Source organism: Ruegeria sp. Ofav3-42 (assembly GCF_022347725.1).
In the GTDB taxonomy this organism is placed as follows: domain Bacteria; phylum Pseudomonadota; class Alphaproteobacteria; order Rhodobacterales; family Rhodobacteraceae; genus Ruegeria.
Genome location: NZ_JAKRGB010000006.1, coordinates 190,151 through 214,037 on the forward strand (window position 1 = coordinate 190,151; position 23,887 = coordinate 214,037).

The 23,887-nt window shown below is 59.2% G+C and carries 25 protein-coding genes; 13 read left to right on the forward strand and 12 right to left on the reverse strand.

Annotated features, from left to right (window positions below; translation table 11 throughout):
• Positions 1–9 precede the first annotated feature (9 nt).
• Positions 10–429: an NUDIX hydrolase gene (locus MHN28_RS11295; protein WP_239339097.1), complete on the forward strand. Its 420-nt coding sequence runs from the start codon at positions 10–12 to the stop codon at positions 427–429.
• Here the strand turns inward: MHN28_RS11295 and MHN28_RS11300 are convergent.
• The 6 genes from MHN28_RS11300 to MHN28_RS11325 all read right to left on the reverse strand — a co-directional run bounded on the left by MHN28_RS11300 (position 426) and on the right by MHN28_RS11325 (position 7,920).
• Positions 426–3,824 (reverse strand): efflux RND transporter permease subunit, encoded by a 3,399-nt coding sequence (locus MHN28_RS11300; protein ID WP_239339099.1) that lies wholly within the window; start codon positions 3,822–3,824, stop codon positions 426–428. The two genes, MHN28_RS11295 and MHN28_RS11300, sit on opposite strands and share 4 nt — an antisense overlap.
• A 5-nt stretch (positions 3,825–3,829) precedes the next feature.
• Complete coding sequence (locus MHN28_RS11305) at positions 3,830–5,284, reverse strand: efflux RND transporter periplasmic adaptor subunit (RefSeq protein ID WP_239339101.1); 1,455 nt, start codon at positions 5,282–5,284, stop codon at positions 3,830–3,832.
• 106 nt (positions 5,285–5,390) lie between these two features.
• Complete coding sequence (gene moaB, locus MHN28_RS11310; protein WP_239339104.1) at positions 5,391–5,933, reverse strand: molybdenum cofactor biosynthesis protein B; 543 nt, start codon at positions 5,931–5,933, stop codon at positions 5,391–5,393.
• Positions 5,934–5,939: 6 nt separating this feature from the next.
• Positions 5,940–6,560 carry a LysE family translocator gene (locus tag MHN28_RS11315; RefSeq protein WP_239339107.1) on the reverse strand — a complete coding sequence of 207 codons (621 nt, stop codon included), beginning with the start codon at positions 6,558–6,560 and terminating at the stop codon, positions 5,940–5,942.
• On the reverse strand, positions 6,557–7,156 hold the full coding sequence (locus MHN28_RS11320) for a metallophosphoesterase (protein WP_239339110.1): 600 nt from the start codon (positions 7,154–7,156) through the stop codon (positions 6,557–6,559). Before MHN28_RS11320 ends, MHN28_RS11315 begins: the two co-directional genes overlap by 4 nt.
• Complete coding sequence (locus MHN28_RS11325) at positions 7,153–7,920, reverse strand: uracil-DNA glycosylase family protein (protein ID WP_239339273.1); 768 nt, start codon at positions 7,918–7,920, stop codon at positions 7,153–7,155. Before MHN28_RS11325 ends, MHN28_RS11320 begins: the two co-directional genes overlap by 4 nt.
• A 759-nt stretch (positions 7,921–8,679) precedes the next feature.
• On the opposite strand from MHN28_RS11325, the gene MHN28_RS11330 reads away from it, so the two are divergent.
• The 7 genes from MHN28_RS11330 (at position 8,680) to MHN28_RS11360 (ending at position 13,317) form a co-directional block, all read left to right on the forward strand.
• Positions 8,680–9,615: an aspartate carbamoyltransferase catalytic subunit gene (locus MHN28_RS11330; RefSeq protein ID WP_239339112.1), complete on the forward strand. Its 936-nt coding sequence runs from the start codon at positions 8,680–8,682 to the stop codon at positions 9,613–9,615.
• Positions 9,612–10,130, forward strand: a complete 519-nt coding sequence (locus MHN28_RS11335; RefSeq protein ID WP_239339114.1) for a hypothetical protein — start codon at positions 9,612–9,614, stop codon at positions 10,128–10,130. Before MHN28_RS11330 ends, MHN28_RS11335 begins: the two co-directional genes overlap by 4 nt.
• Positions 10,115–10,501, forward strand: a complete 387-nt coding sequence (locus MHN28_RS11340; RefSeq protein WP_239339116.1) for a hypothetical protein — start codon at positions 10,115–10,117, stop codon at positions 10,499–10,501. The genes MHN28_RS11335 and MHN28_RS11340 overlap by 16 nt, the downstream gene beginning before the upstream one ends.
• Entirely contained in the window at positions 10,498–11,778 is a 1,281-nt protein-coding gene (gene pyrC, locus MHN28_RS11345) for a dihydroorotase (RefSeq protein WP_239339118.1), read from the forward strand. The genes MHN28_RS11340 and pyrC overlap by 4 nt, the downstream gene beginning before the upstream one ends.
• On the forward strand, positions 11,778–12,383 hold the full coding sequence (gene plsY / locus MHN28_RS11350; RefSeq protein ID WP_239339120.1) for a glycerol-3-phosphate 1-O-acyltransferase PlsY: 606 nt from the start codon (positions 11,778–11,780) through the stop codon (positions 12,381–12,383). Before pyrC ends, plsY begins: the two co-directional genes overlap by 1 nt.
• Positions 12,380–12,649: a hypothetical protein gene (locus tag MHN28_RS11355; RefSeq protein WP_239339122.1), complete on the forward strand. Its 270-nt coding sequence runs from the start codon at positions 12,380–12,382 to the stop codon at positions 12,647–12,649. The genes plsY and MHN28_RS11355 overlap by 4 nt, the downstream gene beginning before the upstream one ends.
• Before the next feature lie 194 nt (positions 12,650–12,843).
• Positions 12,844–13,317 (forward strand): YHS domain-containing (seleno)protein, encoded by a 474-nt coding sequence (locus MHN28_RS11360; protein ID WP_239339124.1) that lies wholly within the window; start codon positions 12,844–12,846, stop codon positions 13,315–13,317.
• 81 nt (positions 13,318–13,398) lie between these two features.
• Here the strand turns inward: MHN28_RS11360 and MHN28_RS11365 are convergent, their stop codons facing one another.
• Positions 13,399–14,382, reverse strand: a complete 984-nt coding sequence (locus MHN28_RS11365; RefSeq protein ID WP_239339126.1) for a quinone oxidoreductase — start codon at positions 14,380–14,382, stop codon at positions 13,399–13,401.
• 191 nt (positions 14,383–14,573) lie between these two features.
• Between MHN28_RS11365 and MHN28_RS11370 the strand changes: the two genes are divergently transcribed.
• Positions 14,574–15,431, forward strand: a complete 858-nt coding sequence (locus tag MHN28_RS11370; RefSeq protein WP_239339129.1) for a DUF2189 domain-containing protein — start codon at positions 14,574–14,576, stop codon at positions 15,429–15,431.
• 37 nt (positions 15,432–15,468) lie between these two features.
• Here MHN28_RS11370 and MHN28_RS11375 read toward each other — a convergent pair whose 3' ends face one another.
• Both MHN28_RS11375 and MHN28_RS11380 read right to left on the reverse strand, forming a co-directional pair.
• Complete coding sequence (locus MHN28_RS11375; protein ID WP_239339132.1) at positions 15,469–16,455, reverse strand: NAD(P)H-quinone oxidoreductase; 987 nt, start codon at positions 16,453–16,455, stop codon at positions 15,469–15,471.
• Positions 16,456–16,517: 62 nt separating this feature from the next.
• Positions 16,518–17,210 carry a COQ9 family protein gene (locus MHN28_RS11380; RefSeq protein ID WP_239339135.1) on the reverse strand — a complete coding sequence of 231 codons (693 nt, stop codon included), beginning with the start codon at positions 17,208–17,210 and terminating at the stop codon, positions 16,518–16,520.
• Positions 17,211–17,321: 111 nt separating this feature from the next.
• On the opposite strand from MHN28_RS11380, the gene rpsU reads away from it, so the two are divergent.
• The gene (gene rpsU, locus MHN28_RS11385; RefSeq protein ID WP_005614280.1) at positions 17,322–17,528 is read left to right on the forward strand and encodes a 30S ribosomal protein S21; all 207 of its coding nucleotides are present in this window, start codon (positions 17,322–17,324) and stop codon (positions 17,526–17,528) included.
• 293 nt (positions 17,529–17,821) lie between these two features.
• Positions 17,822–18,919: a CAP domain-containing protein gene (locus MHN28_RS11390; protein WP_239339137.1), complete on the forward strand. Its 1,098-nt coding sequence runs from the start codon at positions 17,822–17,824 to the stop codon at positions 18,917–18,919.
• A gap of 48 nt (positions 18,920–18,967) precedes the next feature.
• On the opposite strand, the gene ppk2 is transcribed toward MHN28_RS11390, so the two are convergent.
• A complete protein-coding gene (ppk2, locus tag MHN28_RS11395; protein WP_239339139.1) occupies positions 18,968–19,885 on the reverse strand; it encodes a polyphosphate kinase 2 in 918 nt (305 codons plus the stop codon).
• A gap of 294 nt (positions 19,886–20,179) precedes the next feature.
• Here ppk2 and MHN28_RS11400 point away from each other — a divergent pair, with 294 nt between their 5' ends.
• A complete protein-coding gene (locus tag MHN28_RS11400; protein WP_239339141.1) occupies positions 20,180–21,019 on the forward strand; it encodes a CPBP family intramembrane glutamic endopeptidase in 840 nt (279 codons plus the stop codon).
• Positions 21,020–21,022: 3 nt separating this feature from the next.
• On the opposite strand, the gene MHN28_RS11405 is transcribed toward MHN28_RS11400, so the two are convergent.
• Positions 21,023–21,481 (reverse strand): Lrp/AsnC family transcriptional regulator, encoded by a 459-nt coding sequence (locus tag MHN28_RS11405; protein WP_239339143.1) that lies wholly within the window; start codon positions 21,479–21,481, stop codon positions 21,023–21,025.
• A gap of 138 nt (positions 21,482–21,619) precedes the next feature.
• Between MHN28_RS11405 and ald the strand changes: the two genes are divergently transcribed.
• Complete coding sequence (gene ald, locus MHN28_RS11410; protein ID WP_239339145.1) at positions 21,620–22,738, forward strand: alanine dehydrogenase; 1,119 nt, start codon at positions 21,620–21,622, stop codon at positions 22,736–22,738.
• 190 nt (positions 22,739–22,928) lie between these two features.
• Here ald and MHN28_RS11415 read toward each other — a convergent pair whose 3' ends face one another.
• A complete protein-coding gene (locus MHN28_RS11415; RefSeq protein WP_239339147.1) occupies positions 22,929–23,735 on the reverse strand; it encodes a mechanosensitive ion channel domain-containing protein in 807 nt (268 codons plus the stop codon).
• Between the last annotated feature and the right edge of the window lie 152 nt (positions 23,736–23,887).

A 23,887-nucleotide genomic window follows, 5' to 3' on the forward strand; every position in this document is an offset into this window, starting at 1 on the left:
GGTGACCCCATGACACAAACCCCGAAAATTGGCGCGTTGGCAGTAGTTCTGCATGAGGACCGCGTGCTGTTGGTGAAACGCAGCAAGCAACCCGATGCAGGTCTTTGGGGGTTCCCCGGCGGCCATGTCGAATGGGGAGAAACCGTCCTGCAAGCTGCACAACGCGAACTGCGCGAGGAAACCTCGGTGATCGCCGAACCGCTACATTATCTCGACAACCTGGACCTTCTGCGCCGGGGCGACAGTGGCGAAACCCTGTCGCATTACCTGCTGGTGGGCGTGGCCTGCCAGTATCAGGCGGGCGACCCCGTCGCAGGCGATGATGCACTGGATGCTGGCTGGTTCCCCGTGGATCAGATCCGCCGGGGCGAACTGCCGATGAGCGACCGCGTTGTCGACCTTCTGGAGACCGCCCTGCGCCGGGCTTAGGCAGCAGGCCCTCTGAGACGTGCAAAGAGAACGCCTGACAGAGCCACGCTGAGGACAAGGATCAGCGCGGCTCCGGCAGCAAAAGCGCCCAACCCCATCTGAAGAGCCGCAATTCCGTCCTCGCCCCCATAGAGGCTAGACAGCACGCCGACGGGCGCGCCGTTCATCGCGGGCCAAACCATTGTCAGCCCGAACCACAAGAGCAGCAAGAAACCTGTGCACGCCACGGCGCCCTGCACCACCCGATCCGGGGCACGGGCGGCCCGTCGCATCGCTGTCATCGGCCGCGACAGGTCGTTCAGGATTGCCAGCAACGCGGGCACCAGAAGCAGAACCAACAGCATCCCGAAGCCAAGCCCGTAAACCAGCGTAATGACAGTGGGTTTGAGGAATTGCGCCTGCTGCGATCCCTCATACAGCAATGGCGTCAGCCCCAGAACCGTGGTCAGTGTCGTCAGCATCACCGGACGCAGACGGTCCGCCGTTCCCTCAACAATCGAAGGCACAAGCCCCCGGTCTTGCTGATAACCGTCGATCGTCGTCACCAGTACGATCGAATCGTTGATGATGATCCCGGTCATCCCCAACAGGCCCACAACGGTGAACATGCTCAGTGGAACTTCCCACAGGTAGTGCCCCCAGATCGCGCCCACCAATCCAAACGGAATGATTGCCATCACCACCAACGGCCGCGTCCAACTGGCAAACACCCAGGCCAGCACAAGATAGATACCCGTCAGACACAGGATCAGACCTGTACGGGCCTCGGACAGGAATTCGTCCTCTTGTTCGCTCAGCCCTGCCATGCGCCACTCGACTTGCCGTTCCGAGGCGATTTTGGGCAGGATTTCTTCATTCATCGCCCGGACAATCTCTTCTGCGCGTTTTGGATCGTCTTCTGAAACATCACCGTTCACCGAAATCACCCGCAGACCATTTTCACGCCTGACAGTTGAGAAACCGGATTTACGCTCGACCGAGACGATATCGGCCAGCGGTACATACACCCCCTCAGGGGTTCGCATCAGGGTACGTTCAAGGAAGTCTGCCGTAAGTTCCCCTTCGGGCAGTTCCACGCGGATCTCGGCGCTGCGCGGTCCATCAGGGAAGGTCGCGGCCTCGATCCCGTTCAATCGGTCACGCAGCACGCGGCCCAGCGTTTCAATGCGGAATCCCAGCGCCTCGCCCTGCGCGGTCAGGTCCAGAATGTACTCTTCCTTGTCATAGGCAAGATTGTCTTCCAGCGCCGAAACCTCGGGGTATTTCGAAAGTTCAGTCTGCAGGTCCTCGGATGCGGACTTGAGCGTATTCACATCCGCGCCATAGAACTGGACATCAATAGCATCGCCACCGGGACCGGACCGCCAGCCGCGGAAGCTGAGCAATTCGACCTTGGGGTGACGCGGGACGAATTCCTGCAACTCGCCGACAAATTCAAAGCTGGAATAGGGGCGCAGGTCAGCGTCTATCAGCTCGATGGAAATACCGCCCAGCAAGTCGGCGTCTTTGCCATCGGCAGCAGACAGACCCCACCCTGCGGATCCGCCAACCTCGGCCAGAACATAGTCGATCGGATTACGCCCGTGGCGTTCTTCGTAGATCTGCCCCAGTTCCTCGGTTGCGCGCTGCAACTCGTGCATCATGGTCAGCGTATCGGCACGTGTGGCCCCCTCGACCATGATGAAGTTGCCAGTGACCGAGCCACGTTCAGGCGCGTTGAAGAACCGCCAGTTCACATCACCCTTGATGAAAAGGGCGATCTGGCTGGCCAGGATTACGATCATAATCGCCACGACCACGTAGCGCGCCCAGACCACCCAGGCGATCAATGGGCGGAACAAATTGTCCCGAACCCACCGGAACCCGCGATTAACCACTCGGTTCGGCAGATCATACCAGTGTTCTTTGGTGGAATGCGCGATGGCATGCGCCATGTGGTTCGGCAAGATCAGGAAGCATTCGATCAACGAGGCAATCAGCACCGCGATCACCGTAAAGGGGATGTCGCGGATCAACTCGCCAAACCGGCCGCCAACCAGTGTCAGACCAAAAAAGGCAATCACCGTCGTCAGGGTCGCGGCGAATACAGGCATCGCCATGCGACGCGCGGCGCGTTCGGCGGCGATCATGGGGGCCTCACCCAATCGGCGCGCGCGGAAATCAGCGTGTTCGCCCACGACGATGGCGTCATCCACAACAATGCCCAACGTGATGATCAGGCCGAACAGCGACACCATGTTGATCGACAATCCGCCGATATACATGAACGCGATCGCTGCGGACATGGCGACGGGTATCCCGGCGGCAACCCAAAAGGCGATGCGGGCATTCAGGAACAGAAACAGCAGGCAGACCACAAGGCCCAACCCCACAAGGCCGTTGTCGACCAGAATATCCAAACGGTCGGTGATTGCCTGAGCGCGGGTCCGGATCAGCTCGACGGTAACGCCTTCGGGCAGGCTGGCCTGCATTTCGCGTACGACATCTTCGACCGTGTGCTGGATTTCAATCGCATCCCCAAGGTTCGAGCGGTCGACCCGCACGGACATCGCCGGGTTATCGCCGACAAAGTAGCTGCGATTGCGGTTGACCCCTTCCACCCGGATGTTCGCCACATCGCCCACCAGCAACTTGGACCCATCGGCAAAGTTGCGCAGGGCAATGCCTTCGATTTCTTCCGGCGTGCGCTTTTCCGTACCTGTTCGGATGCGCGCATTCGCTCCGGTCACGTCACCTGCAGGGTTGGCGTTCACCTCTGCCGCGACGGCGGTGGCGACCTCGGACAGGGTGATATCGTTGGCAATCAGCTGAGCGGTGGGCACTTCGACCACAATACGCGGCGCTGCAAGGCCGCGGATCGTGGTGCGGGTGACTCCAACCGCGAACAGGCGGTTGATCAATTCATCCGTGAATTTGGCCAGATGATCCGGATCGACAGGTCCCGTAACGACCACGTCCGTGACCCGATCCCGCCACGCGCCACGACGAATTGTCGGTTCCTCTGCATCATCAGGCAGGCTTGTGACACTGTCGACGGCGGTTCGGACCTCTTCAACAGCGCGGGACATGTCCCAGTTGGGCTCGAATTCCAGCTGGATACTGGCCCGCCCTTCGCGTGAGGTTGATTCCGTACTCGCGACTCCCTCGACAGCCAGCAAGGCGGGTTCCAGCACCTGAACAATGCCGTTGTCCACGTCTTCAGGACCGGCACCATCCCAATCTACGCGGACGTCGACGCGTTCAAGGATCACGTCCGGAAAGAACTGCGCCCGCATGTTCGGGATGGCCGCCGCGCCCAGAACCAGCATGACCAGAAGTAACAGGTTAGCCACCGTCCGGTGACGCGTGAAGTAGCTAAGGATACCGCCTGCCGCGCCGGGGATTTCGCGCATCATGGCGCCTAACCCCCTGCCCGGTTTTCAATTCGCTGGACCAGCGACGCGGGGACCCGGGCCTCACTCAATTGTCCCAAAACCCGTTCCTTGACGTCCTGTGGCATGCGCGTACTTGCCTCAACCTGAGCAACCAGCCGGGCGCGCTGATCCTCGGATAGCTCGACCATATCCGGTGCGGCCCCGGCATTTTCATCTATCCGCAATGGCCGAACACGCACACCTGAACCCAACAGCGGCGTGCGACCGATCACGACCTCGCGCCCCACCAGCCCTTCGCCGCGCAACAGGACTTCATCTCCCTGACGGCGGATCAGCTGTACCTGCAACGCCTCGAGCCGGTCATCTGTGTCCAGAACCAGAACGGTCCCGACGGCATCCAGAACCGAAGACGGCAGCCGCACTACGTTATCCAGCGGTTGTTCCTGCACTGTGACCGTCACGAAATCGCCCGGCTTGAACCCCGAAGCATCATCGAGGCGGGCATAAATCAATCGTCCGGTCTGCCCTTCACCCGCCGATCCGCTGTCGCGGCTGATACGTCCTTCGGCAGTCAGATCGGTACCCGTAACTTCAAGCGATACCGTCACCGACGCGTCGATCAGTTTTCCGTCTGCGTCCAGCAATCGGACATATTGCGCGGTTGAGACGCGAAAGGCGACCTCAAGCGCATTCGGGTCGACCAATTCCGCCAGCTTTTCATTTGCGGACACCAGTCGCCCTTCGACCAGCGTCACATCCGTCAACGTGCCCGCAAATCGGGCGCGGATCGTCATGTCATCCAGATCACGTTCGGCCGCTTCCAAGGCGATACGGGCGCGGGCCAGCAACGTCGTCGCCTGATCGACCCGCGATTCGGCCTGCGCCAGCGCGATCCGGCGGGCCAAAACCGCCTGTTGCGCGGCAGCTTCGGCCAATTCAGCCTCTTCGACAGCCGCAGCAGCACCCACTCCGCGGGTCTGCAAATCCTGCTGACGCTGCAACGCACGCCCGCGCAGTTCGGCCTGCGCTTCGGCCGAGTTCAACTCGTCCTGCGCCAGTAACAGGGACCGTTCCGCGTCACGCTCTTCGAATTGGGCGTCCAGTAGATCCGACTTTGCCCGATCCAGCGCGGATTGGGTGTCTGCGGGGTCAAGCTCGACCAGAACTTCGCCTGCGGTAACAACACCGCCATCTTCGAAATCTTCGGCCAACGCGATCACGCGCCCGCCCAGCGCCGCCCGCAGTTCCAACCTACGGCGGCTTTGAACCTCGCCAAATGCTTCCAGATACGGAGTGACCGTTTCCAACTCAGCAGGCCGTACTGTCACTGCAAACACACGCTCACGGGCTTGTGGCGCGGTCTCTTCCCGCGTCAGGACGTCCTGCACGGCGCCCGCGATCATCTGTGCGGCCACGAACAACAGGGCCAGCGTCAGCGACGCCAGAAAGACTCCTACAAGGCTTTGCCTCAGAAATCGCATACAAAATTCACCCCGGTTGCTTCAGGCTGCCATTCGCAAATGGTAGCTGGGCAACAAAAAATGCCAAGCCACAAAGCGGTTATGAACGGTTTAACGTGCGACCAGTCTACTTCCGTCGCAAATGTTCGTCCAATCTGGGCATTATTTCCACGAAATTGCAGGGGCGGTGACGGTAATCGAATTGTTTTTCCAGAATTCCGTCCCACGCGTCTTTGCAGGCGCCCGGACTGCCGGGCAAGGCAAACAGGTAGGTTCCGCCCGCAACACCGCCCGTGGCACGGGATTGCACCGCTGAAGTGCCGATCTTTTCCATTGAAATGATCGTGAAAACGGTGCCGAACGCCTCGATTTCCTTCTCATAGACATCGCGATGCGCCTCGACTGTCACATCACGACCCGTCAGGCCCGTACCGCCGGTTGAGATAACTACGTCAATTTCGGGGTCAGCGACCCAAACCCGTAGCTGATCGGCGATCTCGTTGCGCTCATCCTTAATTATCATGCGAGCGGCGACCACGTGCCCGGCCCCTTCGATCCGGTCCACCAGCGTCTGACCTGAACGGTCGTCATCCAGCGAGCGTGTGTCCGAGACAGTCAGAACGGCGATCCGAACCGGGATGAATTCCATGGTTTCGTCGATGCGCGACATGTGGCGTCAGGCCCTTTCCATAATAGCAAGCCGGACGGCGAGGGCCGCGAAAATTCCCCCGGTCACCCAGCCCATGATACGCGAGGCGCGCGGGTTCGAGATCAGAACCTTACCCGCGCCTCCGGCAAAGATCCCCACCAGCCCGTTTATCACAAACCCGCCCAGCGCGATGATCGAACCGAAAATCAGGAACTGCAGCAAGATCGAGCCTGCTGCCGGGTTCACGAATTGCGGGATGAAAGCCAGTACGAACAGGATGACCTTGGGGTTTGTCAGGTTCACAATCAGCCCATCCCGGAACGCAAACCGGGTCGGTCTGGTCGGCGCATCGGCAGAGACCGCCCCATTCCGAAACGCACCCCAGGCAAGATACAGCAGATAGGCAACGCCCATCCATCGGATCACGTCGAACAGCCATGGCATCGTCGCGACAGCGGCCCCCAAACCAAGACCCGCCACCAGAACATGAACCATCGCACCGGCGGAAATACCCGCGCTGGCGGCGATTGCCGGTTTCGCGCCGGAGCGCAGTCCCTGCCCAAAGCAGAACATCATATCTGCCCCGGGCGTAAGGTTCAGCGCAATGGCAGCCGGGATAAACGCCAGAAGAGTAACAGTCTCGATCATGTGGCTACCTCGAACCAGTTTACGGTGGGGCCGAGATTGGCGATCCGGGTGACGCCGATGGAACCTCGGTAGCCCCAGCTGTCATGGATATGGCCGCAAAGGGCAAATTGCGGTTGCAGCCGCTCGATTGCGTCACGAACAGCAACCGATCCAACAGCGTCCCCCATTGACGTGGTATCGCCATGCCCCTTGGGTGGAGAATGCGAAATCAGGATGTCAGCCGCTTCGCAACGGTCCAGCAACTCGGCCGCCTCGGGATCGCTCAGGTCGCACGACCAGTCACCGAAAGGCGTGACCGGTACGCCGTACCCAAGACCGAACAGACGCAACCCATCGACGGTCATGCCCGCGCCATGCAGAACGTGGACACCTTCTGGCGCGGCATCGGTCAGTTCACCGGCACTTTCCGCGTTGCCGGGCACCAACACCAGAGGCGTGTTGATACCGGCCAGCATCGCCATCGCCTGATCCAATCCCTGACGCGTGTTGCAATAGTCTCCGGCGCCGATAACCAGGTCGGCTTCGTCGCTTGCGGCTACTATTTCAGCGGCGCGGTTGCGCGCCATATGCAGGTCCGAGAATGCGAGGATCTTCATGCCTTACCCTCCAGCCGTGCTTTCAGTTCCAGCAAATCAGCCCATGCCTGCCGTTTCATCTGTGGTTGCCGCAACAGGTAGGCGGGGTGGAACATCGGAATGACCGGCAGGTTCATAGCCTGATCCCACTGACCGCGCAGACGTGTGATACCACGTTTACCCAGAACGGCCTGACAACTGATATTGCCCATCACCACCAAAACCTCGGGCTTGGCCAGTGCCACATGCCGTTCCAGGAACGGCTTCATCATACCGATTTCTTCGGGCTTTGGATCGCGATTCTGCGGCGGACGCCACGGCAAAACGTTGGTGATATAGACGTTCTCAGACCGGTTCAGGTCAATTGCAGCCAACATCCGGTCCAACAGTTGACCGGCGCGCCCGACAAAGGGTTTGCCTTCACGGTCCTCATCACGGCCCGGAGCCTCGCCAATGATCATCACTCGCGCACCGGGTGTACCGTCAGCAAAGACCAACTGACGCGCTCCGCGTTTCAGTTCGCAAGGGTCGAACGTAATCATCGCCGCCTGCAACTGCTCCAGCGAGTTGGCGGTCTGAGCTGCAGATTTCGCCACCGCAACCGGATCAACCTGTTTGGGTTTCTCAGGCGCAGCCTGAGCCTGAGCGGGCTTTTTGGCCTTGGGCGCGGTGTCGGGCAACGCATAGCGATCCACCGGTGCGTCACCGATTGCATCTGTTGCGCCCAATTCGATCTGCCATTCCAGCAGAGCCCGCGCGGTATGATAGTCCAAGGCCGATTCCATAACCCTCAATCTAACCACCTTTTGAACGAGGGAAAGCAGATAGGCCTTGATCGGGCGGTCCGTCGCACCGACGATTGGAATGTTCATGTTGTCAATTTTGCGATTCCTTTTCTTCAGTTTGCTGCTGACTATGCTCAGCGGTCCGGGTTTTGCGCACTTTCACGACAGAAATGGCCAGTGCCGTGCCGGCCAATTCAAATGCGGTAGCACCTGCTGTTCGGGCGGGCAAAGATGTAGCTTTGACGGACACTGCATACCCCTGGGCGGCACGTATTGCGGCGGTGGCAGAACCTGCGGCCCGTTCGAACGGTGCGTTGCCGGCGGCACCCGATGTGCCCCAGCTGGTCAGAACAAGTGCCGATCACGTCTGGACTGTCCGGGTGGCAGCTTCTGCAATGCCCGTGGCGAGTGTGAAAAGAACACCCCCGACTACCTGGAGATTCCCCCACAAACCTGCGACGACGGCCGGACCTGCGGTTCCGGATCATCCTGCCTGCCGGGCGGCGGGTGTTCGCGTCCGGGTTGGTATTTCTGTGAGAAAACGGGATCGCAGTGCCGTCAGGGGTTTAAGTGTTCCCGCAATCAGGGCTGTGTTCCCGTCAAAGCCATCGACTGCGGATACGGCAAGTGGTGCAAGCCAGGCGAGCAGTGTTTGCCCGAAGGCGGGTGCGAGAAATTGCCCGAGTGAACCGAACCTTAGGTTGCCTCTGCGCGCGGAGCTTCCTATAAGCGGCGCGATTGTCAGACAGGAGCCCGCCCATGCGTTTCGCCCATCGTCACCTTCTTGGCATCGAGCATCTGTCGCAATCCGATATCACCGCCATCCTTGATCTGGCCGAAAAGTATGTCGACATGAACCGTCAGTCGACCAAGCATTCCGACGTGCTGTCGGGCCTGACGCAAATCAACATGTTCTTCGAAAACTCGACCCGTACGCAGGCCAGTTTCGAACTGGCCGGCAAGCGACTGGGCGCGGATGTGATGAACATGGCCATGCAGGCCAGCTCGATCAAAAAGGGCGAGACCCTGATCGACACGGCAATGACCTTGAATGCGATGCACCCCGACCTGCTGGTGGTGCGGCATCCGCACTCGGGCGCTGTTGACCTGTTGGCGCAGAAAGTAAATTGCGCAGTGCTGAACGCGGGCGATGGCAAGCACGAACACCCGACGCAGGCCCTGCTGGACGCGCTGACCATCCGCCGCGCCAAAGGCCGTCTACACCGGCTGAACATCGCGATCTGCGGAGACGTTGCGCATTCCCGCGTAGCCCGTTCGAACCTGATCCTGCTGGGCAAGATGGAAAACCGCATCCGTCTGATCGGCCCCCCGACACTGGTCCCCAGCCAGTTTGCCGAATTCGGCGCCGGGGTTTACGACGACATGAACGAGGGTCTGAAAGACGTCGATGTCGTCATGATGCTGCGCCTTCAGAAAGAGCGGATGGACGGCGGGTTCATCCCTTCGGAACGTGAATACTATCACCGCTATGGCCTGGACGCCGCCAAGCTGGCGCAAGCCAAGCCGGACGCCATCGTCATGCACCCCGGTCCGATGAACCGCGGGGTCGAGATTGACGGAACGCTGGCAGACGACATCAACCGGTCGGTTATTCAGGAACAGGTCGAAATGGGCGTCGCCGTCCGCATGGCGGCAATGGAATTGCTGGCCCGCAACCTGCGCGAGGCCGCATGAGCGATCTGACCGTCGCCCCCCACGAACTTGGCGTCCTGCGCCTGTTTCAACTCGACATGCGCCCGGAAGAGGCAAAGTTCTTGCGCGAACCGGGTGCCGCCGATCAGGCATTGGGCGTCGAAGGTTTGGACCCGGACCAGATCGACATTTTCCCGGTGTCGGACCTCGAAGATTTGGGTCTTTACGGCTATCTGAACGAAGGCTGCGGCGTCGCCCAGGATCAGCTGGATCGGGACATGCTGGACGCCATTGAAGGCTGGGTCATGGTCCTGCGCAGCGCGGCGTTCAAAGGCCGCGCCGCCGCGATAAAGCCAGATCCGAAGGTCCGCCTGATCGGCCTTTACACCGAAGAGGCGACAAACTGGGCCGGCGGAAAAATCGAAACAGAAAGCGCAAAGCCGTTCTCGGCTCCGCAAACGCCGCCACAAGACGACAAACCCCGCCGGATCGGTTCGGCGGTCCTTGCAGTCGTGATCCTTTTGATCATCGGAGGCGCCCTGTGGCTGATCCTGTGACATTTTCCCCGGATAAGCGCGCATATATCCGCACGAACACGTGGCTCGCCGCCGGGGCGATGGCCGCTGCAATGGTCATACTCTGGCTGATCGGCAACCCCTATGTCTGGACCGGTGCACCGGCCGGCCTCGCCGCCGTTGGCGTGCGCGCGTGGTATCTGGCCTCGGAGGAGATGGCGGCCAACTGGCAAATGTCCGAAACCAATCTCACCGGCCCCGGTCCGCGCGTTGTACCGCTGAACCAGATCAAGGCGGTCAACATCATGGGCAGTTTCGTCCAGATCGTCACCAAGGGTGGCGACAAGCATCTGATCAAGTATCAGGCCGATCCCGCCGCCACCAAAGCCGCCATCGAAAGGGCAATGGCATGAGCAACACTATTTTCACCAACGCCCGCCTGATCGACCCGGAAACCGGTGCGGACAGCCTCGGCTGGCTCCAAGTGAACGACGGACGGATTACCGCGCGCGGTGAAGGGGATGCTCCGGCCTCGGACGCGCTGGTCATTGACTGCAAAGGGCAATGCCTTGCCCCAGGTATCGTCGATATCGGCGTCAAGGTCTGCGAACCGGGTGAGCGGCATAAGGAAAGCTATAAATCCGCAGGTCTGGCCGCAGCTGCCGGCGGCGTGACCACCATCGTGACCCGGCCCGATACCAGCCCTGCCATCGATACGCCGGAGAGCCTGGAGTTCGTCACCCGCCGCGCGCAGGCCGATACCCCGGTCAACGTGTTGCCCATGGCTGCGCTGACCAAAGGCCGCGACGGGCGCGAGATGACTGAGATCGGGTTTCTGCAGGATGCAGGCGCTGTCGCCTTCACCGATTGCGACCACGTCATTGCCAATACGAAGGTGTTTTCACGGGCTCTGACCTATGCCCGGGCCTGCGGTGCGCTTGTCATAGCACACCCGCAGGAACCCATTCTCAGCAACGGAGCTGCGGCGACCAGCGGCAAGTTCGCCGTGCTGCGGGGCTTACCTGCCGTTTCGCCCATGGCCGAGCGGATGGGGCTGGACCGCGATATCGCCTTGCTGGAGATGACCGGGGCCGCCTATCACGCTGACCAGATCACCACCGCCCGCGCCCTGCCCGCACTGGAACGGGCCAAGCGAAACGGGCTGAACATCACTGCCGGCACCTCGATCCATCATCTGACGCTGAACGAGCTGGACGTGGCCGATTATCGTACCTTCTTCAAGGTCAAGCCGCCGCTACGATCCGAAGACGACCGGCAAGCGGTAATCGAAGCGGTGCGGACTGGCCTGATCGACACGATCAGCTCAATGCACACCCCGCAGGACGAGGAAAGCAAACGCCTGCCGTTTGAAGAGGCCGCATCGGGCGCGGTGGCGCTGGAAACGCTGCTGCCTGCAGCGCTGCGCCTATATCACTCCGGGCAACTGGACCTGCCTACGCTATTCCGCGCCATGGCCCTGAACCCGGCAAAACGCCTTGGTCTGGACAGCGGACGCCTGTCCGAAGGCGCGCCCGCTGATCTGGTGCTGTTCGACCCGGATGTGCCCTTTGTGCTTGACCGGTTTTCGTTAAAATCGAAATCGCAGAACACGCCGTTTGACGGCCAGCGGATGCAGGGTAAGGTCACCGCAACTTTCGTTGCAGGACAAGAAGTTTACCGGAGACCCTAATGCCCATAATTGACAGTTCCACGGACCAGCTAATCCTCTGGGCCGCACTCGGGTATCTTATGGGCTCGATCCCGTTTGGCATGGTCGTCGCCAAGGTGATGGGGCTGGGCAACCTGCGCAACATCGGATCTGGCAATATCGGCGCGACTAATGTGCTGCGCACAGGCAACAAGGCCGCCGCCGCCTTGACCCTTGTTTTCGACGCCGCAAAAGGCGCAGTCGCCGTCCTGGTGGCACGAGCGATGGCCGGAGAAGACGCTGCACAAATCGCCGCGCTGGCCGCTTTTCTGGGCCACTGCTTTCCGATTTGGTTGGGGTTCAAAGGTGGCAAGGGTGTCGCCACCTTTCTGGGACTTTGGCTGGCGCTGGACTGGCGCGTCGGCGTTGCCTGCTGCCTGACATGGTTGGTGGTCGCAGCGATCTGGCGCATCTCATCCCTCGCTGCACTGGTGGCGGCAGCCATGTCGACGATCTGGGTTATGGTGCTGACGGACACGAGGTCTTTGGTGCTGGGAGCGATTCTGACACTGCTGGTCTACTGGCGCCATAGTGCCAACATCGCCCGTATTCGCGCCGGGACCGAACCAAAAATCGGACAGTCTTGAGCGTCACGGAGCCCTTTCTGAGCGCATTTTTCGCCATCCCGGCGGGGTCATCAACCGGGCGCGTCTGCGGCAGGCGTTATATCGTCAACCGTACGGAACTGGCCGGCGGCAAATCCCACAAACTGGTCGCGCATGAGCTGGGCAGCGGGGACTACATCAGCTTGAACCTTTATCTGACCAGGAACAGTGGCGCCCTGCTGCGCCCCTGCGAGATGTCGGTGCAGAAAGTCACCGATTTCGTACTGGGTTTCGAACCTGATCCCTGAATGACCTCTGCATTTCTGAACAGAAGCTATTCACCTCCGCACATTCACAATTGATTGCTTTGAACGTGATTGACGGTCTGCCCATTTGGGTTCCGTGACGACCAATTACAGGTCTCATGGACAAAAAACACTTGGGTTGTCCGGGCGCAATTTTCTGCGTCGCGTGGCCGCCCCTTTCACGAAAGGTGAAAACAATGAACAAGTTCAAATCCATCATCGGTGGCGTCGCGCTGTCTGTTGCCATCGCAAGCTCGGCTCTGGCCGCAGGTGTAGAACTGAACGCAAGCTCGACCGGTCTGGCGATGCAGGGTTACGACCCGGTTGCCTACTTCACCGCAGGTGAGCCGACCAAAGGCGATTACCGCATCACCACCCTGCACAACGACGCGCTGTACCGTTTTGCCAACGAAGAAAACAAAGCCGCGTTTGAAGAAAACCCCGAAGCGTATCTGCCCGCATATGGCGGCTACTGCGCATTTGGTGCGGCGATGGGCTTCAAGTTCGACGGTGACCCGACCTATTGGAAAATTGTTGACAACAAGCTGTACCTGAACCTGTCGCAGGACATTCAGGAACGTTGGGAAGGTGATATTCCGGGCTTTATCGAGCAGGCCAGCACCAACTGGGAAACCATTGCCGACAAGACACCGGCAGAACTGCAGCAGTAACGCGCTGACACTATTAAAGAAGGCGGCGGCAGATCACTCTGCCGCCGTTTCTTGTTAAAACTCTCGATTTCCGGTTTTGTCCTAGGGTTCCAGAATGGTACTTCCCGTGGTTTGACGGGCCTCAAGCACCCGGTGCGCCTCGGACACCTGATCTAGGGGGAACCGCTGGTCTATGTGGATCTTGACCTCTCCGCCTTCGACCTTGCCAAACAGACGGCGCGCCATTGCCTGACACACGGCATGATCGGCAATATGGGTGAACAAGGTCGGTCGGGTGATTTTGAGCGAGCCTTTTTTGCCCAGAATCCCGATATCCATCAACGGCACCGGCCCCGAGGCGTTGCCAAAGGAAATCATCATTCCCAAGGGCTTCAGACAATCCAAAGAGCCGTTGAATGTATCCGCCCCAATGGAATCCATCACCACGTCCACGCCCTTGCCGTCGGTGATCTCGGCCACGCGCTTGGCAAAGTTCTCAGTCCGGTAGTTGATGCAATGCGCGGCGCCATTGAACTGGGCAAGGCTGCATTTTTCATCCGTTCCCGCCGTCCCGATCAGGGTGATCCCCTCGGATTTGGCCCATTGGCAGGCGATCAGCCCAACGCCACCGGCAGCCGCGTGAAACAATACGGTATCGCCCCGTTTCAGGGGTGTTGTGCGGTGAAACAAGTATTCGACCGTCATTCCCTTGAGCATCATCGCCGCCGCCGCATCAAATGAAATCGCCTCGGGCAATGGGCACACTTGCGACGCGGGCATGACGCGCGCCTCACAATAAGCTCCGGCGGGCGCTGCGGCATAAGCGGCGCGCTGTCCGGGTTCCAGATGGGTGATGCCCTCTCCGACAGCTTCGATCACGCCCGCGGCTTCCATGCCCAGCGCATGCGGCAATTCCAGCGGGTACAGCCCCGTTCGTTGATAAACATCAATGAAATTCAGCCCGCAGGCACGGTGGCTAATGCGAACTTCTCCGGGCCCTGGGTCGCCCAATGGCCGGTCCTCGATCTTTAGAACTTCGGGGCCGCCGTGTTCGTGAATGACGACGGTTCTTGCCGTTTGCTGCATGCTGACCTCCTGTTGCCTGACGCCAAGCTAACACGACTGTGAAACAGGGCAATCCGCACGATAGCACCGGACGCAACCACGACGAGAAAAATTGTGCTATACTGGGGTCCGAGCGTTGTCGGCTGGTCCGGCCAAGGGCAACTCATGCCGGATTCACTCTGCTGCGCTGTTGGCAAAGGGAGGGGATGATGATGGCTAAAACGATTGGAAATCCAATTAGCTGGGCGGCCCGGAACATTGGCGCGACCGGCGATCACATTGCAGAAAGCGTGAACCGTATTGGCAGCGCCGATACGCGACACCTGCCAAAGGTGCAGACCCTGACGATGCAGGACCTGCGCGAGTGTCTGGCGGCGGGGTATCACGACTTTCTTGAAACGCGCGCGGATGCGATTTTTGTCATCCTGATCTATCCAATCGCCGGACTGTTGATGTTCGGATTTGGTCTGAACAGGAACATGGTGCCGCTGTTGGCGCCGCTGGTCATGGGGTTTGCCCTGATCGGCCCGATCGCAGCGGTGGGTCTGTATGAAATCAGCCGCAAACGCGAATTGGGCGGAGAAGTCCACTGGCTGGACGCATTCGGGGTGTTCCGATCCCCGTCATTCGGAGCGATTCTGGCGCTGGGATTCTATCTGGTCATGCTGTTGCTCGTCTGGCTGATGGTCGCGCAGGCCATCTATGTCCACACGCTTGGTCCGGACCTGCCGACCTCTTTCGGTGCGTTCGTGACCGAAGTTTTCACCACAGGCGCAGGCTGGACCATGATCATCTTCGGAAACGCCGTCGGATTCCTTTTCGCGCTGGTCGCATTGGCCGTCAGCGTTGTCAGCTTCCCCCTGCTGCTGGACCGCAAGGTTGGCCTGCCAGTGGCCGTGGTGACATCGGTCCGGGTTCTGCGCCACAACCCAGGTGTCATTCTGGCGTGGGGCTTCATCGTAGCGGCGTTGCTGATCATCGGAGCAATCCCGCTGCTGTTGGGCCTGATCGTTGTGATGCCGGTTCTGGGTCACGCCACCTGGCACCTGTATCGCCGCGCGGTCGCCTGAACGAAAAAAGCGCGGGATAGACCCGCGCGCCGAGCTCTTAGCCTGCGACGTTCAGAACGATCTTGCCAATATGCCCCGAGCTTTCCATCCGCGCATGCGCCGCTGCGGCATCGGCCAGATCGAACTCGCTGTCCATGACAGGGGCAACCTTCCCGGCCTCCAGCAATGGCCAGACCGCCTCACGCAGATCCTGTGCGATCTTGGCCTTGGCCAGATCACTTTGCGGGCGCAAGGTGCTCCCGGTAAGGGTCAGGCGTTTAACCATCATCATGGCAAAGTTCAGCTCGACCTTTGGGCCTTGCAGGAACGCGATCTGAACCAGTCGCCCATCCTCGGCCAGCGCCTTGACGTTGCGCGGAATATAGTCGCCGCCAACCATGTCGAGGATCAGGTTCGCGCCACCTTCGGCCCGCATGACCCCAACAAATTCCTCATCGCGGTAGTTGATCGCCCTTTCCGCGCCCAGCTTCTCGCAGGCCTCGCATTTTTCAGCGGACCCGGCGGTCGCAAACACCCGAGCTCCAAACGCGTTGGCTAACTGGATCGCGGTCGTACCAATACCGCTGGACCCACCATGCACCAAAAACCGTTCGCCCGCTTTCAGCCCACCACGGGTGAACACGTTGGACCAGACCGTAAAGAAGGTCTCGGGCAGACAGGCGGCCTCTTTCATGCCCATCCCTTTTGGGACGGGCAGGCAATGCGCGGCAGGTGTGGCCACAAATTCCGCGTACCCGCCACCGGGCAGCAGAGCACAGACCTGATCACCAATCGAAAGCCCCTCAACCCCGGCGCCGACGGCAACAACTTCGCCCGACGCTTCAAGTCCCGGCAGATCGCTGGCACCCGGAGGCGGGTCATAGGCCCCCGCGCGTTGCAGCGCGTCTGGGCGATTCACGCCCGCATATGCCACTTTGAGGATCACCTGACCGGTTTGCGGTTCTGGCACCGGGCGTTCGGTCAACTGCAAAACATCCGGGCCGCCGGGTTTGGTGATTTCGACAGCACGCATCATCTGGGTCATGGGCAAATCTCCTTTGCCCAATGCCTAGCAGGCAAAATCCCAAAGGCCCAGCAGCAAGAGGGTTACTTGCGCGGGTTCAGCATCCCGGGCAGATCAGCGCGCATTTTCATCGGCGGCTTCACCTGACCGGCAAGCCAGTTCGGAACTGCCAGGAACGGCTTGAACAATGGATTGTCGTTGACCTGCGCCTTGATTTTTTCGATCTGCATCACGTCCGAGATGCGCCGATCCAGAAACTCCCACGTTTTCTGATGATCGGGCGAATCGTCACCCAGCCAATAAAGCAGCGTCGAAGAATACACGCCCGACAGCGTCGCCCGCTTGGTGTACCAGTTCACGTCGTCCGACGTATCGCCCAGCGTGTCCCAGATCAGATCGCAGGTCTGCCATAGGGCTTTCGCTCCGTCTGCCGCATGCGTGGGCAGGGAAAACAGGGTCATGCCACGGCGGACCAGTTCCTTGTCCGGAACCGCCTCAAGCCGGATGCGAACTGCGGAAGCGATGCGGTCGCGGAATTTCAGCTCGCCCAGGTCCGTGGATTTAAGGCGCTCCACCATGACTGCGTCGCCGCGCGCGTGAAATGCCAGCGCCAGATCGATCGCGCCGCGCGGACAGATCGCGCGGGCCAAAGCGTCATCCATATCGCAATCCGTGATGGCCATGCGAAAGCTGGCCTCTGACCAGCCGTCGAACGGCACATGGGTCAACATCGCGTCCAGCAACTGATGCTTGGCGTCTTCGTAGGTGGTGGTCATGGCGGTTCTCCGGTTCTCGGGGCCAGTACTAGACAAGATAGAGGCGCTTTGCTATACGGCCAACTCCTGCAATTTCCTTGCAACTCTATCTAGAAAGGTGGTGACAACCACATGCAGGTTAGTGTTCGCGACAATAACGTCGATCAGGCGCTTCGTGCCCTGAAGAAAAAGCTGCAGCGCGAAGGCGTGTTCCGTGAAATGAAGCTGAAGCAACATTTCGAGAAACCGTCCGAGAAAAAAGCGCGCGAGAAAGCTGAAGCGATTCGCCGTGCCCGTAAACTGGCGCGCAAGAAAGCCCAGCGCGAAGGTCTGCTCTAAGACCCGACTTGTCCAGCTTTGGATGACACTATTTGACGACCCCCGAGGCATCGCCCGGGGGTTTGTCGTTTTCTGGGCACGTGCGAATCCGCCGACCAGGCGGGCGTATGTGCGACAAGCCGCCGATTACGTGCCAGAAAGACTTTAACCAGCATAATACAGCGTACGAATCACCCTCTGAAAGCACTGTCCCGCCGAATCCCGCCTGGATTTGCTGACGCTCTATCGGACCCGTCAGATGATTCATTAATTGTCGGCGTCCACTCAAAGACAATCCCCCCAACGGAGGCAAAATGTCGACTGCAAGTTCTTTCGAGCGAGAAATGCTGGCGCTCATCAACCAAGAGCGCACATCCCGCGGTTTGGAGCCGCTACAACTTGAAACCCACCTGAACGCGTCATCCGAAGACCACAGCGAATGGATGTTGAACACGGACTCGTTCAGCCACACCGGTGCTGGCGGGTCATCGGCGACAGAGCGTATGCGCGAAGCTGGCTTTGATTTTTCAGGCGGCTGGCGTTCCGGCGAAAATATCGCCTGGCAATCCGAACGCGGCGCACCCGGGATCAGCGATGATGTTGCCCAGCTTCATCAGAACCTGATGGACAGCCCTGGCCACCGCGCAAACATCCTGAATCCCGATTTCAAATACATCGGTATCGGGATCGAAACGGGCACCATGCAGGGCTATGACGCCGTTGTGGTCACTCAGAATTTCGCAACCACCGACGGCGAAGTGGCACTGGACAATGGCGATGCACCCGCTGCTCCGGCACCCACCCCGCCACTTGTTGTTGAGGAGCCTGCCGAGCCAGAACCCGAAACACCAGTCGTTGTGGTCGAGGAACCCGTCGAGCCAGAACCGGAAACACCACCAGTTGTTGTCGAGGCGCCAGCAGAGCCAGAGCCCGAAACACCTGTTGTTGCGGACGAGCCGACCGAGCCGGAACCTGAAACACCTGAGACGGTTGTGACCGACACCACGCCACCCGCCGTCGAAGAGCCGGACGCAGGCGTCACGCAGCCAGAGGAGCCCGAAATTCAGACGCCCGTCACAGAGGTCGCTGAAACCGAAACGCCAGAACCCGAGATGCCGGAACCAACCCCGGTTGACACTGACGATTCCTGGGGTGGTGGTTTTGACGCAGCAGCCCTTCTGGCGCAGCTCGAAAACATCTTCAACGAGTGGCAGACGAAGTTTGATAACTTTTATTGGAAGCGTTCGGCCGACACCGCCGACTCCTCCAATTCAGTAGACTTCGATTTCGTTTCTGTCAGATCCAATGACAGGGACACAGCCACTCCGGAACCTGCATCGGAAAGCAACTCGTTGTGGGATTTTGACTGGATCGACGAATTCGACTTCAACTGCAACGTCGAAATCGCCTGATTTACCAACCGAAGCGAGGCCGGTCATGACCGGCCTCGTTTTCCTTCGTCAGTAGATCTTTGGAACGTAGAGCTCGTCGGGCAGAATCCGACGCTCATATTCCGGGTTGTACTTGCGATCTGGCAGATTGACCTTTTCCTGCGGCACATCCGTATACGGAATTTTCGTCAGCAGATGCTCGATGCAATTCAGGCGTTCACGCTTTTTGTCATTCCCTTCGACGATGTACCAAGGTGCTTCGGGGATGTTCGTGCGAAAAAGCATGTCCTCTTTGGCCTTGGTGTATGATTCCCAACGAATGCGCGACTCCAGATCCATCGGAGACAGCTTCCACTGTTTCATCGGATCGTGAATGCGCATCAGGAATCGCAATTGCTGCTCTTCGTCGGTGATCGAGAACCAGTATTTCAGCAGGATAATCCCCGACCGCACCAGCATCCGTTCGAATTCGGGAACGTCCTGAAAGAACTGTTCCACCTGATCTTCGCTGGCGAAACCCATCACCCGTTCCACGCCCGCACGGTTGTACCAGGACCGGTCGAACAGAACGATCTCACCGGCGGCTGGCAGATGCGGGACATAACGCTGGAAATACCACTGGCTTTGTTCCCGACGGCTGGGTGCTGGCAAGGCGACCACACGGGCAACGCGCGGGTTCAAACGCTGGGTAATCCGCTTGATCACCCCCCCTTTACCGGCACTGTCGCGGCCTTCGAACAGGATGCACACCTTGGCGCCTGTATGCTGAACCCAATCCTGAACGCGGATCAGTTCGGCCTGCAACCGCAAAAGGTTTCGGAAATAGACCTTGCGGTCCAGCATGTCGGGATGCTGATCCTTGTATATCTTACGGACTTCCATCGAGAGCATCGGTTCACTGAATTCGATTTCGAAATCTTCGTCCAGCGTGTCTTCCAACTCGGCTTCCAGCCAATCTTTGGGGGCATCATTGTGTTCGTAAGCCAAGGTCTGCTCCTTATCAGTCAACGGGTTCCGACCGTACCGGGGGAGTGTAACTGCCTGATGTCATCAGAAGAATTGATGAATGTCTTGCGCCAAAATACGGCCGCCTGCAACACAGCGGGTGCAAAGACATAGGCAGAAGATACGGTCTTTATCCATATTTGGACCTACCTGCATCGGGATACAAGCGTCAGTATTGACGCAATGCAAACAGGTTGACGTTTGCGAACCTGCTTTGGCCTTGCCATTGGGCACTGAGCAGCCGCATCAATGGGCATATCAACACCTGAGAAAGCCATGGCACATTTCGTTTCCCTTCCGCCCTTGATTTGGCCCTGGTTCATTTTGATCGCCGGTATGGTCAGTGCTGCGTCGGGCAGGCGGCAGCTTAGCCTGATACTGCTGCTGGTATTTGGTGTTGTCGCCCTTGCAATGGGGCTGGTCACACCTCTGGCCGTGGGCGTAGTCATAGTCGGCCTCATCGGCGCGGCGGGCCTGCACAATCTCTCCGGTGTCCCGGCCACCGTGGGGCACATTGCTCTGACACTCTGGTGTCTGGCGTTGGGTGCGCATCTGATACCCGGTTTTCACAACTTGCTTGTTCTGGACCAAGTGCATGCCGGACCCGCAAGTTCGGCGTTTTCCATGTACCTGAACCTCGACAAGCCAATGGTGTTGCTCGCGGTTCTACTGGCCTGGCCCGGAATGATCGATAGCGCTACGCCCATCAGAAAAACGCCTTTAATCGTTGGTCTTGCAGCCCTGCCCGCCTTGCTCGTCCTTGGGTTGGCCACAGAAGCAATCCGGCCAGAGATCGGCCTGCCGCCATGGTGGCTGATCTTCGCGTTATCCAACCTGTTTCTGACCTGCCTGACCGAAGAGGCCTTTTTCCGCGGCTATCTGCAGTCGATCATCGCGTCAAAACTTGGCACGGCGCTTGGAATTGCTCTGGCCAGTCTGTTATTTGGTCTGGCTCATTTTGCAGGCGGTCCGGCCCTTGTTGCCTATGCGGCAATCCTTGGGGCGGCGTGTGGTCTGGGGTATTATGCCACCGGTCGTCTTTGGGTGCCGGTTCTGATGCATTTCGGTTTTAACGCCCTGCATCTGGCCCTGTTTACATATCCTTCGCCAGCCTGAACATCACACAGGCAGAGCAGTCGTCTTGAACACGGTACGCAGCGCAAAAGAGCTTTGCATCTGCGCCACGCCGGGCAAGCGCGACAGATACTGACGGTGAATACGGGCGAAATCCTCGGTATTTTCGGCCACGACTTTCAGAATATAGTCGGCCGTCCCCGCCATCAGGTGGCATTCCAACACGTCCGGAATGCGCGCCACTGCCTTTTCGAACGCATCCAAAAGCTCTTCGGCCTGCCCCTGCAATGTGATCTCGACAAACACGGTGGTCGGCACTTTCATCTTGCGCGCATCCAAAAGCGCCACGTAATTGCGAATATAACCCTCGGCCTCAAGCCTCTGGACCCGTCGATGGCAGGCGGACGGGGACAGATTCACCTGATCTGACAGCTCTGCATTCGACATTCTGCCGTTGCGCTGCAGGGCCGCCAGAATCTTTCTATCGGTCGTGTCGAGGCTCATTCACGCAAATCCTTTGCAAGATTTCTCCATTATACTGAAGAATCTCCCGAAGAAAATCCAAATGACGGGCAGAGTTTCACAGAAATTGCGTCTCAGAATGCACATAATTTAGGCAGTTTATGAACGGAGGAGCAAAACATGAAGATCGGTTGCCCCAAGGAAATCAAACCCCAGGAATTCCGCGTCGGCATGACGCCCAACGCAGCACAAGAAGCAGTTGCGCGTGGCCATGAGGTCATCATTGAAACCAACGCCGGCATGGGTTCCGGCTTTGACAACGATTCGTATATCGCCGCAGGCGCGCGTATCGTCGATACTGCGGAAGAGGTGTTCGCCACCGCAGATATGATCGTAAAGGTAAAAGAACCGCAGGCTGTCGAGCGCAAGATGCTGCGCGAAGGCCAGCTGCTGTTCACGTACCTGCACCTGGCGCCGGACCCAGACCAGACCCACGACCTGATCGAATCCGGCTGTACCGCAATCGCGTATGAAACCGTGACCGACGCCAATGGCGGCCTGCCTCTGCTGGCACCAATGTCCGAGGTTGCCGGTCGTCTGGCACCCCAGGTCGGCTCCTGGACACTGCAAAAGGCCAACGGCGGCCGTGGCGTTCTGATGGGCGGCGTGCCCGGTGTTGGCCCGGCAAAAGTCATCGTCATCGGTGGCGGCGTCGTTGGTACGCATGCTGCCAAGATCGCAGCAGGCATGGGTGCTGACGTCACCGTACTGGACCGCTCGCTGCCGCGTCTGCGCTATCTGGATGACGTATTCGGCCGCACGTTCAAGAGCCAGTACTCGACAGCGGGCGCCACTGCTGAACTGATCCAGGATGCCGACATGGTCATCGGTGCGGTTCTGATCCCCGGTGCCGCAGCACCCAAGCTGATCAGCCGCGATCAGCTGTCGACCATGAAACCCGGCGCGGTTCTGGTGGACGTTGCGATCGACCAGGGCGGCTGCTTTGAAACGTCCAAGGCAACCACTCATGCCGAGCCGATCTACGAAGTAGACGGTGTGATGCACTACTGTGTCGCCAACATGCCGGGCGCAGTTGCGCGCACCTCGACCATCGCACTGGGCAACGCAACGATGCCGTTCATGCTGGCGCTGGCCGACAAAGGCTGGAAGCAAGCCTGCCAGGACGACCCGCATCTGCTGAACGGTCTGAACGTACATGCCGGTCAGCTGACCTACTACGCGGTCGGCAAAGCTCTGGGCATCGACGTTGTCTCTCCCAACGTTGTGATCAAGTCCTGATCTCTCCCGCCCCTGAAAGCGGCCTCTGACGAGGGCGCTTTACAGCGTAGGGCCAAGCGCCGCGTCTTTGACGCGGCGCTGTTGTTTTGGGCGCAACGGTTTCGCAAGAAAAATGGCGCCGCGCGATCAGCGCGGCGCCGGGCCCAACCAGAGGAGGGCATTTCAATGCCCGATCGACGGGCGGGAGGGTTTAACCCTGCTTTTGGATTTCCACCGTATGCGGATATGGAATCGACACGCCTTTTACGTCGAACGCCTCTTTCACCGCTTTGGTGATCTCAAACTTCAGATCCCAGTAATCCGCCGCGTTACACCACAGGCGCGCGGTCAGATCGACCGAGCTGTCGCCCAGATTGGTCACCCGCACCCAAGGTTCTGGATCGCTGTGAATACGTTCATCGGCTTTGGCGACATCCAATATGATCTTCATAGCCTCATCGGCGCTGTCCCCATAATCGATGCCGAACACCAGATCGACGCGACGCGTATCATGGGCTGAATAGTTGGTGATAATTGAGCCCCAGGACTGTCCATTGGGAACAATGATCTGAACGTTGTCCGGGGTCACCAGCTCGGTTGTGAACAGGTTCAGGTCCTTGACCGTGCCTGCGGTTCCGCCAATGTCCACATACTGACCCAACTTGTACGGCCGGAAGACAACCAGCATGACACCAGCCGCAAGATCACTGAGCGTCCCCTGCAATGCCAGACCAATGGCCAGCGATGCCGCACCCAGAATGGCAACGATGCTTGTCGCCTGAATTCCAAAGATGCCCAGCACGGCGACCAGCACCATGGCCAGGATTACCCATTTTACCAGGCTGGCAACAAAATTCCCCAGGGTCTGGTCAATATGCGGTGTCGCATTAATCCGGCGTCGAACCATGCCGCCGATTGCGCCAGCAAAGATCCAACCAAGGATCAGAACAATCAGCGCCTTGACCGCGCTTATGATAAGCGGGGCAAAGGCACCCACCTGTGTTACGACCTCATCCACGCGTATCTCCTTTCGATTCACGACAAACCCGCGTTTTCGGCGCAGGATTCGCGGAATAGTGAGCTATTCGCGTGTTTTGGTCTAGGTGTGAGATCAGCGGGTTTTCCCCGTTGTTCCGAAATACACAGGCGCTGACCGGGTATGCACAGCAC

Coding starts and splice junctions, on each gene's coding strand:
- MHN28_RS11315 (WP_239339107.1), bottom strand. CDS start 6,560: ATGATCGAGACTGTTACTCTTCTGGCGTTTATCCCGGCTGCCATTGCG.
- MHN28_RS11365 (WP_239339126.1), bottom strand. CDS start 14,382: ATGCAGCAAACGGCAAGAACCGTCGTCATTCACGAACACGGCGGCCCC.
- MHN28_RS11375 (WP_239339132.1), bottom strand. CDS start 16,455: ATGACCCAGATGATGCGTGCTGTCGAAATCACCAAACCCGGCGGCCCG.
- MHN28_RS11400 (WP_239339141.1), top strand. CDS start 20,180: ATGGCACATTTCGTTTCCCTTCCGCCCTTGATTTGGCCCTGGTTCATT.
- MHN28_RS11360 (WP_239339124.1), top strand. CDS start 12,844: ATGAACAAGTTCAAATCCATCATCGGTGGCGTCGCGCTGTCTGTTGCC.
- MHN28_RS11325 (WP_239339273.1), bottom strand. CDS start 7,920: ATGGAATCGGCCTTGGACTATCATACCGCGCGGGCTCTGCTGGAATGG.
- plsY (WP_239339120.1), top strand. CDS start 11,778: ATGCCCATAATTGACAGTTCCACGGACCAGCTAATCCTCTGGGCCGCA.
- MHN28_RS11320 (WP_239339110.1), bottom strand. CDS start 7,156: ATGAAGATCCTCGCATTCTCGGACCTGCATATGGCGCGCAACCGCGCC.
- MHN28_RS11330 (WP_239339112.1), top strand. CDS start 8,680: ATGCGTTTCGCCCATCGTCACCTTCTTGGCATCGAGCATCTGTCGCAA.
- ald (WP_239339145.1), top strand. CDS start 21,620: ATGAAGATCGGTTGCCCCAAGGAAATCAAACCCCAGGAATTCCGCGTC.
- MHN28_RS11300 (WP_239339099.1), bottom strand. CDS start 3,824: ATGATGCGCGAAATCCCCGGCGCGGCAGGCGGTATCCTTAGCTACTTC.
- pyrC (WP_239339118.1), top strand. CDS start 10,498: ATGAGCAACACTATTTTCACCAACGCCCGCCTGATCGACCCGGAAACC.
- MHN28_RS11390 (WP_239339137.1), top strand. CDS start 17,822: ATGTCGACTGCAAGTTCTTTCGAGCGAGAAATGCTGGCGCTCATCAAC.
- MHN28_RS11335 (WP_239339114.1), top strand. CDS start 9,612: ATGAGCGATCTGACCGTCGCCCCCCACGAACTTGGCGTCCTGCGCCTG.
- moaB (WP_239339104.1), bottom strand. CDS start 5,933: ATGTCGCGCATCGACGAAACCATGGAATTCATCCCGGTTCGGATCGCC.
- MHN28_RS11295 (WP_239339097.1), top strand. CDS start 10: ATGACACAAACCCCGAAAATTGGCGCGTTGGCAGTAGTTCTGCATGAG.
- MHN28_RS11370 (WP_239339129.1), top strand. CDS start 14,574: ATGGCTAAAACGATTGGAAATCCAATTAGCTGGGCGGCCCGGAACATT.
- MHN28_RS11305 (WP_239339101.1), bottom strand. CDS start 5,284: ATGCGATTTCTGAGGCAAAGCCTTGTAGGAGTCTTTCTGGCGTCGCTG.
- MHN28_RS11380 (WP_239339135.1), bottom strand. CDS start 17,210: ATGACCACCACCTACGAAGACGCCAAGCATCAGTTGCTGGACGCGATG.
- MHN28_RS11405 (WP_239339143.1), bottom strand. CDS start 21,481: ATGAGCCTCGACACGACCGATAGAAAGATTCTGGCGGCCCTGCAGCGC.
- rpsU (WP_005614280.1), top strand. CDS start 17,322: ATGCAGGTTAGTGTTCGCGACAATAACGTCGATCAGGCGCTTCGTGCC.